The 13,132-nt window shown below is 54.9% G+C and carries 14 protein-coding genes; 10 read left to right on the top strand and 4 right to left on the bottom strand.

Annotation, left to right across the window (positions count from 1 at the left end; all coding sequences use genetic code 11):
* Position 1 precedes the first annotated feature (1 nt).
* From AAZT04_RS09155 to kynA, 3 genes are all read left to right on the top strand, one after another.
* Positions 2-952 carry an ornithine cyclodeaminase family protein gene (locus AAZT04_RS09155; RefSeq protein WP_434680244.1) on the top strand — a complete coding sequence of 317 codons (951 nt, stop codon included), beginning with the start codon at positions 2-4 and terminating at the stop codon, positions 950-952.
* Positions 946-1,440 (top strand): MaoC family dehydratase, encoded by a 495-nt coding sequence (locus AAZT04_RS09160; RefSeq protein WP_020827549.1) that lies wholly within the window; start codon positions 946-948, stop codon positions 1,438-1,440. The genes AAZT04_RS09155 and AAZT04_RS09160 overlap by 7 nt, the downstream gene beginning before the upstream one ends.
* A gap of 260 nt (positions 1,441-1,700) precedes the next feature.
* On the top strand, positions 1,701-2,543 hold the full coding sequence (kynA, locus tag AAZT04_RS09165) for a tryptophan 2,3-dioxygenase (protein WP_020827548.1): 843 nt from the start codon (positions 1,701-1,703) through the stop codon (positions 2,541-2,543).
* A 34-nt stretch (positions 2,544-2,577) separates the two neighbouring features.
* On the opposite strand, the gene AAZT04_RS09170 is transcribed toward kynA, so the two are convergent.
* Positions 2,578-3,507: a LysR family transcriptional regulator gene (locus AAZT04_RS09170; protein ID WP_434679788.1), complete on the bottom strand. Its 930-nt coding sequence runs from the start codon at positions 3,505-3,507 to the stop codon at positions 2,578-2,580.
* A 98-nt stretch (positions 3,508-3,605) separates the two neighbouring features.
* Here AAZT04_RS09170 and pcp point away from each other — a divergent pair, with 98 nt between their 5' ends.
* A complete protein-coding gene (gene pcp / locus AAZT04_RS09175) occupies positions 3,606-4,253 on the top strand; it encodes a pyroglutamyl-peptidase I (protein WP_048760299.1) in 648 nt (215 codons plus the stop codon).
* Between the two features lie 44 nt (positions 4,254-4,297).
* On the opposite strand, the gene AAZT04_RS09180 is transcribed toward pcp, so the two are convergent.
* The 3 genes from AAZT04_RS09180 to ydgT all read right to left on the bottom strand — a co-directional run bounded on the left by AAZT04_RS09180 (position 4,298) and on the right by ydgT (position 6,196).
* Positions 4,298-5,332 carry an NADP-dependent oxidoreductase gene (locus AAZT04_RS09180; RefSeq protein WP_046373235.1) on the bottom strand — a complete coding sequence of 345 codons (1,035 nt, stop codon included), beginning with the start codon at positions 5,330-5,332 and terminating at the stop codon, positions 4,298-4,300.
* A gap of 77 nt (positions 5,333-5,409) precedes the next feature.
* The gene (gene uspC / locus AAZT04_RS09185) at positions 5,410-5,829 is read right to left on the bottom strand and encodes a universal stress protein UspC (protein WP_262258792.1); all 420 of its coding nucleotides are present in this window, start codon (positions 5,827-5,829) and stop codon (positions 5,410-5,412) included.
* Positions 5,830-5,980: 151 nt separating this feature from the next.
* Positions 5,981-6,196, bottom strand: a complete 216-nt coding sequence (ydgT, locus tag AAZT04_RS09190) for a transcription modulator YdgT (protein WP_012145712.1) — start codon at positions 6,194-6,196, stop codon at positions 5,981-5,983.
* A 1,404-nt stretch (positions 6,197-7,600) separates the two neighbouring features.
* Between ydgT and flhD the strand changes: the two genes are divergently transcribed.
* The 6 genes from flhD (at position 7,601) to cheW (ending at position 13,057) form a co-directional block, all read left to right on the top strand.
* Positions 7,601-7,951 carry a flagellar transcriptional regulator FlhD gene (gene flhD / locus AAZT04_RS09195; protein WP_020827542.1) on the top strand — a complete coding sequence of 117 codons (351 nt, stop codon included), beginning with the start codon at positions 7,601-7,603 and terminating at the stop codon, positions 7,949-7,951.
* On the top strand, positions 7,951-8,535 hold the full coding sequence (gene flhC, locus AAZT04_RS09200; protein WP_020827541.1) for a flagellar transcriptional regulator FlhC: 585 nt from the start codon (positions 7,951-7,953) through the stop codon (positions 8,533-8,535). The genes flhD and flhC overlap by 1 nt, the downstream gene beginning before the upstream one ends.
* Before the next feature lie 158 nt (positions 8,536-8,693).
* Positions 8,694-9,584, top strand: a complete 891-nt coding sequence (motA, locus tag AAZT04_RS09205; RefSeq protein ID WP_020827540.1) for a flagellar motor stator protein MotA — start codon at positions 8,694-8,696, stop codon at positions 9,582-9,584.
* Positions 9,581-10,546: a flagellar motor protein MotB gene (gene motB, locus AAZT04_RS09210; RefSeq protein ID WP_020827539.1), complete on the top strand. Its 966-nt coding sequence runs from the start codon at positions 9,581-9,583 to the stop codon at positions 10,544-10,546. Before motA ends, motB begins: the two co-directional genes overlap by 4 nt.
* 4 nt (positions 10,547-10,550) lie before the next feature.
* On the top strand, positions 10,551-12,524 hold the full coding sequence (cheA, locus tag AAZT04_RS09215; protein ID WP_261102875.1) for a chemotaxis protein CheA: 1,974 nt from the start codon (positions 10,551-10,553) through the stop codon (positions 12,522-12,524).
* Positions 12,525-12,556: 32 nt separating this feature from the next.
* Entirely contained in the window at positions 12,557-13,057 is a 501-nt protein-coding gene (gene cheW / locus AAZT04_RS09220) for a chemotaxis protein CheW (RefSeq protein WP_020827537.1), read from the top strand.
* Positions 13,058-13,132: the final 75 nt, after the last annotated feature.

A 13,132-nucleotide genomic window follows, 5' to 3' on the forward strand; every position in this document is an offset into this window, starting at 1 on the left:
GATGCAAATCATCAATGCAGCTGAAATGTCCGGAGAGATCCGACTGCGGCAGGTCATGGCGATGCTGAGTGAGGCGTTCGGGGATTTACGTCGCGGTGACGAACAATCACCGACGCGGACCTTACTCCAGCATGGTCCTTCAGAGACGTTGATCAGCCCGGCGGCCTGGAACAGATGCGGTGTCGCCAGCGTTAAAATCACTACGCTCACGCCCGGCAATGCTGAGAGAGGGTTGCCATTGATCCATGGGGTGGTGCTGCTCACCGACATCGATACGGGCCAGATGCTGGCCTTGTTCGATGGCGCTAGTCTGACCGCGTTGCGAACCGGTGCGGTGGCCGGACTGGCGACCCAGCTGTGTGCTCCGGAGCAGGCTGGCGATCTTGCTATCCTCGGGGCAGGGGTTCAGGCACGGGCCACGCTGCTGGCGATGCTGGCGGTGCGGCAGATCCGCAGGGTGCGCATTTTTTCCCGTTCAGCGCTCAGAACGCAAGAGTTTGTGCACTGGGCTCGTACGCTGACCACCGCGCCGGTCAGCGTTTGCAGTAGCGCATTCGATGCCGTGCAGGGGGCGGATCTTATCTGCACCACTACCTCAACCCGTGCCCGTGAACCTTTGGTGTATGCCGATTGGGTAGCGCCAGGGGCCCACCTGAACATTATCGGCGGCACCCACGAGGACGCCATTGAGGTCGACCCCGCGTTATTGAAAACCGCCTTTGTCGTGGTGGAAACCGGCGCGGCTGCCAGGGAGGATGCGGGGGAGATTCGAAGCGCTATGGCGGAAGGATACATTCAGCCTGAAGGACTGAATGAGCTGGGCGCTCTCGTGTTGGGTGAGTCCGCTGCAACGGCGGGGCAGACCACGGTATTTCGCAGCGTGGGGCTGGCCATCGAAGACACCGCTGCCGCGGTGGCGCTATACCCATTCAGGGAGAAAAAACCATGTTAAGAAAAGTCGGCGAAAATGAGTATCAGGAAGAGCACGGCGGGGACTATGAAGACTTCGAAACCGGCATGACGATCAAACACTGGCCGGGGCGCACGCTTTCCGAAGCCGACAACACCTGGCTCACCCTGTTGACGATGAATCAGCACCCTTTGCATTTCGACAAGGCCTATGGCGCCCAAGCGGAATATGGCCGCGTTTTGGTCAACAGCAGCATCACGCTGGCGTTGGTCAGCGGGATGACCGTGCAGGCATTGTCTGCCAGGGCGGTGGCCAATCTGGGCTGGGAAACGGTGCGCCTGAAAGAGCCGCTTTTTGTCGGTGATACGCTTTACGCCATCAGTAAGATCCTGGCTAAACGGCCGTCAAAATCCCAACCGAACAACGGCATCATTACGGTGGAAACGCGGGGCATCAAATCCACGGGCGAAACGGTGATCACCTTCGAACGATCCTTTATGGTTCGACGACGAGATTACAGAGAGCCTTGATTTTCCGCGGTTCGGGGATCGGCAGAGCAATGTAGATGCTCAGGAGTCGCTGATCCCATCCCCGCGGATAATCACTGCGGGGATTTCAATCCAGGCAGAAATGCAGAAATAAGGAGGGAATCAACCTGACATGACCAACCCTGAAATCTGCGAGGCAACTCTCGTTTATAGTCCTTCGGGTTGGGGCGATATGAACTATTGTTTTCTGTTTGCAGCACGCTACACACCGCTTCCGGTCGTGGGCGCAGCGGAGATAACAGATGAACAAACGGGAATTAGAAAGCGCGATTGTCACCGATTTTTCCAAACGCATGAGCTATGGCGACTATCTGTGCCTGGATCAACTGCTGGACTGCCAGCACCCGCTGTCCAACCCGCAACACCATGATGAAATGCTGTTTGTGGTTCAGCACCAGACGTCGGAGCTGTGGATGAAGTTGATGCTGCATGAACTGCAGGCGGCGCGGATGCTGGTGCAACAAGATAAGCTCAGTCATTGCTTCAAGATCCTGGCGCGGGTCAAACAGATCCAGCGGCTGCTGTTCGAGCAATGGGCGGTGTTGGAAACCCTGACGCCGTCGGAGTACGTCGAGTTTCGCGACGTGCTGGGCAGTTCGTCGGGCTTCCAGTCCCATCAATATCGCTCGATTGAGTTTTTGCTCGGCAACAAGAATGCGGCCATGCTGGCGGTGTTCAGCAACGATGCGGAAAAACACGCGGCGCTGAAGGCCATTCTTGAAGCGCCCAGCCTGTACGATGAATACCTGCTTTACCTGTCCCGCCACGGTCTGCCGATCCCGCAGGAGTGTATTGAACGTGACTGGACGCAACCTTACCAACGTAATCCAAACCTGCTGCCGGCCTTTAAAGAGATCTATGACCATCCACAAAAGTATTGGGAAGCCTATGAAATGGCCGAAAAGCTGGTGGATATAGAGGAAAGTTTCCACCTGTGGCGTTTCCGGCATATGAAAACGGTAGAGCGGATTATCGGCTTTAAAACGGGCACCGGCGGTTCGAGCGGCGTCAGCTTCCTGAAAAAGGCGCTGGAGCTGACTTTCTTCCCTGAACTGTTGGATGTGCGCACCGAAATCGGCGCCTAGCTTAGGGCCTTAATCGTAGCAGGAGGGGCGCTTCTCATTCACTCTTCCCCCAGTTCAGTTGGGTAAGGGTGTCGCACAGCCAAGTCAGCGCCGGATCGCGCCGGGCCTGGCGACCGGCAACCAGATCGATAGAAAACGTGCTCACCGCCAGTTCTGCCGGTAGCGGCAGAAAGCGTACCTTCGCCGGATCGGCAAACTGGCTGGCGACGCTGAGTGCCAGGGTTGCAATCAGATCGCTGCCGGCGACTACCGCAGGCAGCGCCACGATATGCGAAAATGTTGCGGCCACCCGTCGCTCCAGCCCCAGTTCCGCCAGTCGACGATCGATAATCCCGCGGGCGGAGCCGTCGTCCGAGGGCGCGTAAAGGGCATGGGGCAGGCCGACGTATTGCGCCAAGCCCCAACTTTCGGCAGCTAACCGCGGATGATGCCGGCTGGCGATACAGGTAAAGCTTTCGGTAAACAACGGCTGCACCAGCATGCCCTTCACCGCCTCGATATGCCCGCCCAACGCTACATCTATCTCGCCACTCTCAAGCTGTTGCACCACATTGCGGCGAGCGAGCCGGGAAACCCGGATATCGATGCCCGGCGCATCCTGCCGCAGTCGGCTGATAATGGTAGGCAGCAGCGTGATATCGGCGTAGTCGCCTGCGGCTAGCCTGAAGCGGCGCTGGCTAGCCGTCGCGGGATCGAAGCGCGTCGGCGGCGTCAGCGTCTGGTGGATTTGTTCCAGTACCGGGTGGATTTGCAGCATCAGTTGGTGAGCACGCGCGGTTGGCAACATGCCGCCGCCGCTGCGGGTAAACAGCGGATCGTCAAACAACAGCCGCAAGCGCGAAAGCGCATTGCTGACCGACGGTTGGGCACGGTTCAGACGTCCGCCGGCAGCGGTGACGTTACGCGTTTGGTATAACGCCTCAAACACCACCAGAAGATTGAGATCGACGCTGGATAAATTCATTTTATGAATACTCTATATACAGATAATCCATTTCCAGAATCATAGCGCGTTGTTTAGGCTGAGAGCACGCGGATTCAATAACAACCTGAGGTGCGATGATGGAAAGGGTATTGGTGACCGGCATTGAGCCGTTTGACGGGGATAAGGTTAACCCTTCTTGGCAGGTAGCGCAGGCGCTGGCGGGAGAGCGGATCGCCGGCGCAGAAGTGGTGGTGCGTCAATTGGCCTGCGTGCTGGGGTTGTCCAACCAGCAGCTGATTGCCGCCATCGAAGAGCTGCGGCCCAAAGCCGTGATCTGCCTGGGGCTGGCCGGCGGGCGCGGCGAAATTTCCGTTGAACGGGTTGCCATCAATCTGATTGACGCTCGCATTCCCGATAACGCCGGAAAACAACCGATAGACATCCCGGTGGTGGAAGGGGGGCCGGTGGGCTATTTTTCCACGCTGCCGGTGAAGGCGATCGTGCATCATTTACATCAGGCAGGCATTCCGGCCGCGGTGTCGCACACGGCAGGCACTTATAATTGCAACCAGCTTTTCTACGGGCTGAGCCATCATATCGCCAGCCAAAATTTGGCGATCAAAGGTGGGTTTATCCACATCCCTTACAGTCATGAGCTGGCGGTCAATCATCCGGGAAAACCCAGCCTGGCGTTAGCCGCAATGATTGAGGCGGTACGCAGTATTGTGCATACCACTCTGACGGTCGATGAGGATTTATCACTCAGTGGCGGTGCGTTGCATTGAGGGCATAGCAGGGCGCGGCAGTACATCACCGCGCCCAGTGGGGATTACTCGTCGGCGACGCGGATCACCAATTTGCCGAAGTTCTTGCCCTGCAACAGGCCAATGAATGCCTGCGGTGCATTTTCCAGTCCGTCGACCAGGTCTTCACGGAATTTGATTTTCCCCTGATCGACCCATTCGCTCATTTGCTGCAGGAATTCATCAAAACCTTCCGCGAAGTCATCGAAAATGATGAAGCCTTGCATGCGGATGCGCTTGCGTAAGATCAAGCCCTGCAGCATCGGCAAGCGGTCCGGCCCGGCGGGCAGGTCGGTGGCGTTATAGTGGGCGATAATCCCGCAGACCGGAATACGTGCCTGGGTATTCAGCAACGGGATCACCGCATCAAACACCGCACCGCCGACGTTTTCATAATAAATATCGATGCCTTGCGGGCAGGCGGCGGCCAGTTGCTCAGCGAAGTCTGGGGCTCGGTGATCGACACAGGCATCGAAGCCCAGCTCTTCCACCACATAGCGGCATTTCTCTTTACCGCCCGCCACGCCGACTACCCGACAGCCTTTCAGTTTGGCAACCTGCCCGACGACCGAACCGACGGCGCCGCTGGCGGCGGCGACCACCAGGGTTTCACCGGGTTTCGGCTGGCCGATCTCCAGCAGGCCCATATAAGCGGTGAAGCCCGGCATGCCCAGGACGCCAAGCAGACGAGAAGGATGCGCCTGATGAGGGCCGAGGTTACGTAAGCCGCTTCCGTCAGACAGCGCATAATCCTGCCAGCCGTCGTAGCCTAATACCCAGTCGCCGGGTTTGAAATCGGGGTGCTGTGATGTCACGACCCGTGAGACCGTGCCACCCACCATGGTTTCGCCAATCTGCACCGGCGGAGCATAAGAGGGCGCGTCGCTCATGCGGCCACGCATGTAAGGATCGAGCGACAGGTAGACGGTGCGCAATAACACCTGGCCGGCGGCGGGCTGCGGCGTAGCGACGGTTTCCAGACGGAAGTTGTCTGCGACAGGTTCGCCGTGCGGGCGAGAAGCCAACAGAAAACGGCGGTTTTGTTGTGTAGACTGAGACATCAGGCATTCCTTATGCGGACAGAGAGCCTAAGTCTAGTCAATCATCGAAAAGAGCGAATGGCCTAATGTGCTCAGCGTTACAGTGGGATGATCAGCACGTCGATACGGCTAGTGTTGATAAAGCGCGCGGCAGAGCAGGAGATTTTGTTCATCATGCCGTCGCTGTGATTACCGCAAACCACCAGATCAAAAGGTTGCCGCTGGCTGGCATAGTTCAGGCTGTCGGCCAGTTCACCGTGGACAATCAGCGTGTCGGCAATCGGGTAATCCGTCCGCAGGCGAAGTTCTTCCAGAAACAGCAGCGTTTCTTCTTCCATCAGCGCACGTAGATCGCCCAGCATCGGTCCGGCGAAGTTATTGTATATTTCCGGATTGGCAATGGTGCTAAGCAGGGTAATTTTGCCGTTGTAAGGACGCACGATGGAGACGGCTTTTTCAACCAGGCGGTGGCTGTCTGCCGCCACGGCGACGGTAACCAAAACGTTTTGATATCCCATCTTCCACTCCTGTTTCCTGTTGATAGGGTAAAAGGGTAGAGCCTGGTGAAGCGAATAAATGTGGTTTGTATCACGCGCGCCAATAAATCCGAGGAAGTTGCCGTTATTTAGCAATAAAAGATAAAGTACATGCGCGCGTAATTAATGCAAATTATAGCACCTGCGCCCACAGCGTTTTTGGCACCTTACCCAAATCGAACAATTTCCCTGCCACCAGTTCGGCGCGGCGGTGATCCGCTGCACGGTACATGTTGCTGATTTCAATGTCATTATCGATGGAGTAGTTAAGCTTGTCGTACACTTTCTCCACGCTGTCCAAGCTGGTGCATTTGCGGAATGTCATCAGATAATCAAGGGTATCGGTCATGATTAAAATATAGCCTGTTAAGAGTTGTAGCCGAACGAAGAAACATCACCCTGTCATCGTGACAGCAGCAAAGGTGTGATGTGCGACCTGAAAAATTAATTTCAAATAAATAAATTGCGATACGGTAATAATTGGCTGCGCGTGAGTGCCGCTGCAGTGAGAATAATAATATGCCGTTGCGCCGGCGGCAATGCCATCCTGCCGTTCAACATGCAAAATAGGGAAAGCCTCAGGCTAAAGGAGGGGAAACTCCTCGCCAGTTGATGGCGCTGAACAGATGTCGCCTTCCCGTTAGTGCCCAGGCGTAGTCAGTTATGTCTGACGTTGGATATTTTTTCCACGGTTAATGCGTATGTTCAGCCGCTAGCTCCTTTGCCTGCCAACCCCGTAAGTGAGCCAAGGCTTCGTCAGGCTGGAATTTGCAATCTGTATGAGATAAATGAAACCCTCATGGAGAATAAAACGAAACCGCGTTTTACTTTATTTGCACAACGGGTAGGGGGGGATGGGTATTATTGAACAATAAACATCAGCGGAGATCTCATTTTTTCAATCGAATAGAAAATTTATTAAAGTTTTAATTAATACTGCCGATAAATCGTTTTGGCATAACTCACGCCAAAAAACCATGCGAAACCTCCCGCTTTCATTCTATTTACCATGAAACATATGGTTACCTCTGTTTTCTTGTTCACAACCTAAGCGAGTCATTGTTAACCGAATGGAAGCATTCGTTGAAAAATAAAACAGGAATTTCTCGCGAGCTTAAGTCAAATCCGAAACCTAATAACCTTATAGTTTACATGCGTTATATTTCAATGCGGATAGTTTATTGTTTATTAAACGGTTATTTATACTGTCTTTATCGGCTACGAGCAGATTTTTGTTCTGTTATTTTAGTTTGGTGATGCTTTTGTTCGAATTGATCTAAAAAAGATATTTTTTTGGCTTATATACATTGTTTTTAAGACGTTTTTTTACTTATGTTTGTTTTGTGAGCGAAAATGCGGTTAAAAACCATACTGGTAACGGGCTATTTGGCTTAATTATTTTTTATTTTTGTGATCTAGATCACATTGTATTTAAAATTGCCTCTCACTTACATTGTGTGTGCTAATGGTTCAGGGGTAGAGTTGCGCTGCATTAGGAATAATCTTATTAATTTTGTAAAAATAGTTTCACGGTGATTAAACACTGCTGAAGCAAAATGCTGTACATCCATACACGTTGGTTTACGCACGTATCAAATACTGAATGATGGTCCGAATTTAGTGATGTTGAAAAATTTATAACGGTCGTTATTCAGGGTTTCATTTGCCAACTTAGGGAACAAACCCAGGTCACGGGCGATAAAAATTATCACCCAGCGTATGTTTTTAAACATAGTCTGTCGGGATGGGGAATATGGGTACGTCTGAATTACTTAAGCATATTTATGACATCAATTTGTCGTATTTACTTTTAGCACAGCGTCTGATTAATGATGAAAAAGCATCGGCAATGTTCCGTCTGGGTATCGACGAAACCATGGCCGATGCGCTTGTTCAACTTACGTTACCGCAAATGGTCAAATTGGCTGAAACCAACCAGCTGGTTTGTCACTTCCGCTTTAACGATCACCAAACCATCGAGCGTCTGACGAAAGAGTCTCGCGTGGACGATCTGCAGCAAATCCATACCGGTATTTTGCTCTCAAGCCATTTACTGCAAGAACTGTCGGCGAAAGACGGCAGTGCGACGAAGAAAAGAGCTTGATGATGGCAGAGAAAAGTATTGTTCAGGAAGCCAAGGATATTCAGCTGGCCATGGAGCTGATTACACTGGGTGCGCGTTTGCAGATGTTGGAAAGCGAAACGCAGCTCAGCCGTGGGCGTTTGATCAAGCTCTATAAGGAGTTACGCGGCAGTCCACCGCCGAAAGGGATGTTGCCGTTCTCGACGGACTGGTTTATGACCTGGGAACAGAACATCCATTCATCGATGTTCTACAACGCCTACAGTTTCCTGATGAAAAGCGGGCACTGCACGGGCGTTGAAGCAGTGATTAAAGCCTATCGCCTGTATCTGGAACAGTGCCCGCACCAGCCGGGTGAGCCGCCGTTGCTGGCGCTGACGCGAGCCTGGACGCTGGTGCGCTTCGTCGATAGCGGCATGCTGCAGCTTTCTGCCTGCAACTGCTGCGGTGGCACTTTTATCACCCACGCGCACCAACCGTTGAACAATTTTGTTTGCAGTTTATGCCAACCCCCATCCCGCGCAGTAAAAAGACGTAAACTTTCGCCGCAACTGGCCGATATTATTCCTCAACTGCTGGACGAGCAGGTTAAACGCGCAATTTGAGCCGGCGGCAGCGCCGGTTTATCCAGATTTAAACCGATTGGTGAAATGCAGGGTTCGGCGTGCCGAACCCAAAGGCGCAGCTCAGCCTGTTGTGCCTGTGCGGCTCATATGCGCGCTTAGCCCACCTTCCATCCACATTGTTAATTTAAGGAATGCGTGTGTTAGTTATTTTGGGTTATCTCGTGGTATTGGGTGCGGTCTTTGGGGGCTACCTGATTGTGGGGGGCCATCTGGGCGCGCTTTATCAGCCGGCAGAATTTCTGATTATCGGCGGCGCGGGTATCGGCGCTTTTATCGTGGGCAACAACGGTAAGGCGATAAAATCCACCCTGCGCGCCATTCCCAAGCTGATGCGTCGTTCGAAATACAGCAAAGATCTCTACATGGATCTGATGGCGCTGCTGTTCCGGCTGCTGGCCAAATCCCGTCAACAAGGCATGCTTTCCCTCGAGTTCGATATTGATAATCCGCAGGAAAGTGAAATTTTCTCTAATTATCCCCGCATTCTTGCCGATAACACCTTGGTGGAGTTTATTACCGATTACTTACGGCTGATGGTGAGCGGCAACATGAATGCCTTTGAGATCGAAGCCTTGATGGACGAAGAGATCGAAACCTTTGAACAGGAAAGCGAGGTGCCGGCAGGCAGCCTGGCGATGGTCGGTGACTCGTTGCCGGCCTTCGGCATTGTTGCGGCGGTGATGGGGGTGGTGCATGCGCTGGCCTCGGCCGACCGCCCGGCAGCCGAACTGGGGGCGTTGATCGCCAACGCGATGGTCGGCACCTTCCTGGGCATTTTGCTGGCTTACGGCTTTATCTCACCGCTGGCGACCCTGTTGCGACAAAAGAGTGCCGAAAACGTCAAAATGATGCAGTGCATCAAGGTCACTTTGTTGTCCAGTTTGAATGGCTACGCGCCGCAGATTGCGGTCGAATTCGGCCGTAAAACGCTGTACACCACCGAACGTCCCTCCTTCGTTGAGCTGGAAGAACATGTGCGTCGCGTGAAGGCGCCGGCACAGCAGGCAACGGAAGAAGAACAGGCATGAAACAGAATCACCCGGTTGTTTTGGTCAGAAAACGCAAGTCGCATCACGCCAGCCATCATGGGGGTTCCTGGAAAATTGCCTACGCCGATTTTATGACGGCAATGATGGCTTTCTTCCTGGTGATGTGGCTGCTGGCGATTGCCAGCCCGCAGGAACTGACGCAAATCGCCGAATACTTCCGCACGCCGCTGAAGGTGGCGCTGACTTCCGGCGACAAGAGCAGCTCTGAAAGCAGCCCGATCCCCGGCGGCGGCGACGATCCTACCCAGCAAGACGGGTTGGTGAAAAAGCAGATTGATACGCTCGAGAAGCGTGACGAAGAGCTGCGGCTGAACAAGCTGCGGGAAAAACTGGACGAACTGATTGAGTCCGATCCGCGCCTGAAAGCGCTGCGGCCGCATCTGTTGATCAACATGATGGATGAAGGCTTGCGCATTCAGATCATCGACAGTCAAAACCGTCCGATGTTCAAAACCGGCAGCGCGCAGGTAGAAAGCTACATGCGCGACATCCTGCGGGCGATTGCGCCGATCCTCAATGACCTGCCGAACAAAATCAGCCTATCCGGCCACACCGACGATATTCCCTACGCCACCGGCGAGCGCGGTTACAGCAACTGGGAGCTTTCGGCCGATCGTGCCAACGCGTCGCGGCGCGAGCTGATTGCTGGCGGGCTGTCGGAAGGGAAGGTCCTGCGGGTGGTCGGCATGGCCGCCACCATGAGCCTGAAACAACACGGCGCCGACGATGCCATCAACCGTCGCATTACCGTTCTGGTGCTCAACAAACAAACCCAGCAGGGCATTGAACATGAAAATGGCGAAAGCAACGCGATGGAGATTGCCCAGCCGGTCGATTTAAAACCTTTGGCCCCGTCGGCGACGGCTCCGGCCACCCTCATTGCACCGGAGCAGCCGGCGGCTGTCCCTGCACCGACTAACAGCGACTCACAGCAGAGGTGACCCCGTGAGCATGGATATTAGTGCGTTTTATCAGACCTTTTTTGATGAAGCAGACGAGTTGCTGGCCGACATGGAGCAACACCTGCTGGAGCTGGATCCGCTGGCTCCGGACATTGAGCCGCTGAACGCCATTTTTCGCGCAGCGCACTCGATCAAGGGCGGTGCGGCGACCTTTGGCTTTTCGGTGCTGCAGGAAACCACCCACCTGCTGGAGAACCTGTTGGACGGTGCGCGGCGTCAGGAAATGAGCCTGAGCACCGAGATTATAAACCTGTTTCTGGAAACCAAAGACATTATGCAGGAGCAACTGGACGCTTATAAAACTTCGCAAAAGCCTGACGTCGACAGCTTTGAATACATCTGTCAGGCGTTGCGGCAGCTTGCGTTGGACGCACAGCAGCAAGATGCCCCCGCAGCACCTGCCGTCGCGCAACACGCCGTCGCAGCACCGGCGGCCATCGAAGGCGGCATGCGGGTTTGTCTGTGTGGTCTGAAGCCGAACGAAGTCCCGTTGATGCTGGAAGAGTTGGGCAACCTGGGTGAGGTGAAAAACCCGCATCAGACCGAAAACAGCCTGGAAGTGACGCTGCTGACCTCCGCCAGCGAAGATGACATCAGCGCGGTGCTGTGTTTTGTACTGGAGCCGGAGCAAATCAGTTTCACCACGCCGCCTCAGGCTGAGTTGCCGCCGGTAGCGATCGAGCCGGTCGCTCCCGTTGCCGTTGCGCCCGTGGCCGCCAAACCGGCGCCGACGGTGGCAGAAACGCCCAAACCGCGCGCCAAGGCCAGCGAATCCACCAGCATCCGCGTCGCGGTAGAAAAAGTGGACCAATTGATCAACCTGGTCGGGGAGTTGGTGATCACCCAGTCGATGCTGGCGCAGCGCTCCAGCAGTCTGGATCCGGTGAATCACGGCGATCTGCTCAACAGCATGAGCCAGTTGGAACGCAACGCACGCGACCTGCAAGAGTCGGTGATGTCGATCCGTATGATGCCGATGGAATACGTATTCAGCCGCTTCCCTCGTCTGGTGCGCGATCTGGCCGGCAAGCTGAACAAGCAGGTGGAATTGCAGCTGCAGGGCAGTTCTACCGAACTGGATAAGAGCCTGATTGAACGCATTATCGATCCTCTGACGCACCTGGTGCGCAACAGCCTGGATCACGGCATTGAAGATCCGGCCACGCGCCTCGCGGCGGGCAAGTCGGAGGTGGGGAACCTGATCCTGTCGGCAGAGCATCAGGGCGGCAATATCTGTATCGAAGTCACCGACGACGGCGCCGGCCTGAACCGCGAGAAAATTCTCGCGAAAGCGGCCTCGCAGGGGCTGGCGGTCAGCGACAGCATGAGCGACGAAGACGTCGGCATGCTGATTTTCGCGCCGGGCTTTTCTACCGCCGAGCAGGTGACCGACGTTTCCGGCCGTGGCGTCGGCATGGACGTGGTGAAGCGAAATATTCAGGAAATGGGTGGGCACGTCGAAATCCATTCCCAGGCGGGCAAGGGGACCTCTATCCGGATCTTGCTGCCGTTAACGCTGGCGATCCTCGATGGCATGTCGGTCAAGGTGAACAATGAAGTATTTATCCTGCCGCTCAACGCGGTAATGGAATCGCTGCAGCCGCAGGCTGAAGATCTGCATCCGTTGGCCGGTGGCGAGCGGGTGTTGCAGGTGCGCGGGGAATATTTGCCGCTGGTGGAGCTATTCCGAGTGTTCGACGTGGCGGGGGCCAAAACCGACGCCACCCAGGGCATTGTGGTGATCCTGCAAAGCGCCGGCCGCCGCTATGCGCTGTTGGTGGATCAACTGATCGGCCAGCATCAGGTGGTGGTGAAGAATCTGGAAAGCAACTATCGCAAGGTGCCGGGCATTTCCGCCGCCACCATTCTCGGTGACGGCAGCGTGGCGCTGATTGTCGATGTCTCGGCGCTGCAAACCCTGAACCGCGAGCAGCGTCAGACGGACGCGGCTGCATAATAATTAATCTATTGATTTAAAGGGTGAATGACATGGCAGGACTGGCAACCGTCAGCAAACTGGCTGGCGAAACGGTAGGGCAGGAGTTCCTGATTTTTACCTTGGGTAACGAGGAATACGGCATTGATATCCTCAAGGTGCAGGAGATCCGCGGTTACGATCAGGTTACGCGCATTGCCAATACTCCGGCCTTTATCAAGGGCGTCACCAACCTGCGCGGCGTGATTGTGCCGATTATCGATTTGCGGGTGAAGTTCGCCCAGCAGGACGTGTCCTACGATGAAAACACCGTGGTGATCGTGTTGAACTTTGGTCAGCGGGTGGTGGGTATTGTGGTTGACGGCGTGTCTGACGTGCTGTCGCTGACCACCGAACAGATCCGCCCGGCGCCGGAGTTTGCCGTGACGCTGGCCACCGAATACCTCACCGGGCTGGGCTCGTTGGGCGAACGCATGCTGATCCTGGTCGATATCGAAAAGCTGCTGAGCAGCGAAGAGATGTCACTGGTCGACAGCGTCGCGAAAAGCGCCTGATCCGCTCCCCGTAGGGGCGCGGCATGCCGCGCCCTGATTCGAAAACCGGACAAACCCAAACTCTGCACAAAATAG

Origin of the sequence: Serratia sp. Je.1.23.a, assembly GCF_051129805.1 — a bacterium.
GTDB lineage: Bacteria > Pseudomonadota > Gammaproteobacteria > Enterobacterales > Enterobacteriaceae > Serratia > Serratia liquefaciens.

What these genes read in the sequence shown, in the direction of transcription:
- ydgT (WP_012145712.1), bottom strand. Translation starts at nt 6,196, where the DNA reads ATGACCGATACCCTTGATTATCTGATGACATTCCGCAAATGCACCAGC.
- AAZT04_RS09155 (WP_434680244.1), top strand. Translation starts at nt 2, where the DNA reads ATGCAAATCATCAATGCAGCTGAAATGTCCGGAGAGATCCGACTGCGG.
- AAZT04_RS09160 (WP_020827549.1), top strand. Translation starts at nt 946, where the DNA reads ATGTTAAGAAAAGTCGGCGAAAATGAGTATCAGGAAGAGCACGGCGGG.
- flhD (WP_020827542.1), top strand. Translation starts at nt 7,601, where the DNA reads ATGGGTACGTCTGAATTACTTAAGCATATTTATGACATCAATTTGTCG.
- cheW (WP_020827537.1), top strand. Translation starts at nt 12,557, where the DNA reads ATGGCAGGACTGGCAACCGTCAGCAAACTGGCTGGCGAAACGGTAGGG.
- kynA (WP_020827548.1), top strand. Translation starts at nt 1,701, where the DNA reads ATGAACAAACGGGAATTAGAAAGCGCGATTGTCACCGATTTTTCCAAA.
- AAZT04_RS09180 (WP_046373235.1), bottom strand. Translation starts at nt 5,332, where the DNA reads ATGTCTCAGTCTACACAACAAAACCGCCGTTTTCTGTTGGCTTCTCGC.
- uspC (WP_262258792.1), bottom strand. Translation starts at nt 5,829, where the DNA reads ATGGGATATCAAAACGTTTTGGTTACCGTCGCCGTGGCGGCAGACAGC.
- motB (WP_020827539.1), top strand. Translation starts at nt 9,581, where the DNA reads ATGAAACAGAATCACCCGGTTGTTTTGGTCAGAAAACGCAAGTCGCAT.
- pcp (WP_048760299.1), top strand. Translation starts at nt 3,606, where the DNA reads ATGGAAAGGGTATTGGTGACCGGCATTGAGCCGTTTGACGGGGATAAG.
- AAZT04_RS09170 (WP_434679788.1), bottom strand. Translation starts at nt 3,507, where the DNA reads ATGAATTTATCCAGCGTCGATCTCAATCTTCTGGTGGTGTTTGAGGCG.
- flhC (WP_020827541.1), top strand. Translation starts at nt 7,951, where the DNA reads ATGATGGCAGAGAAAAGTATTGTTCAGGAAGCCAAGGATATTCAGCTG.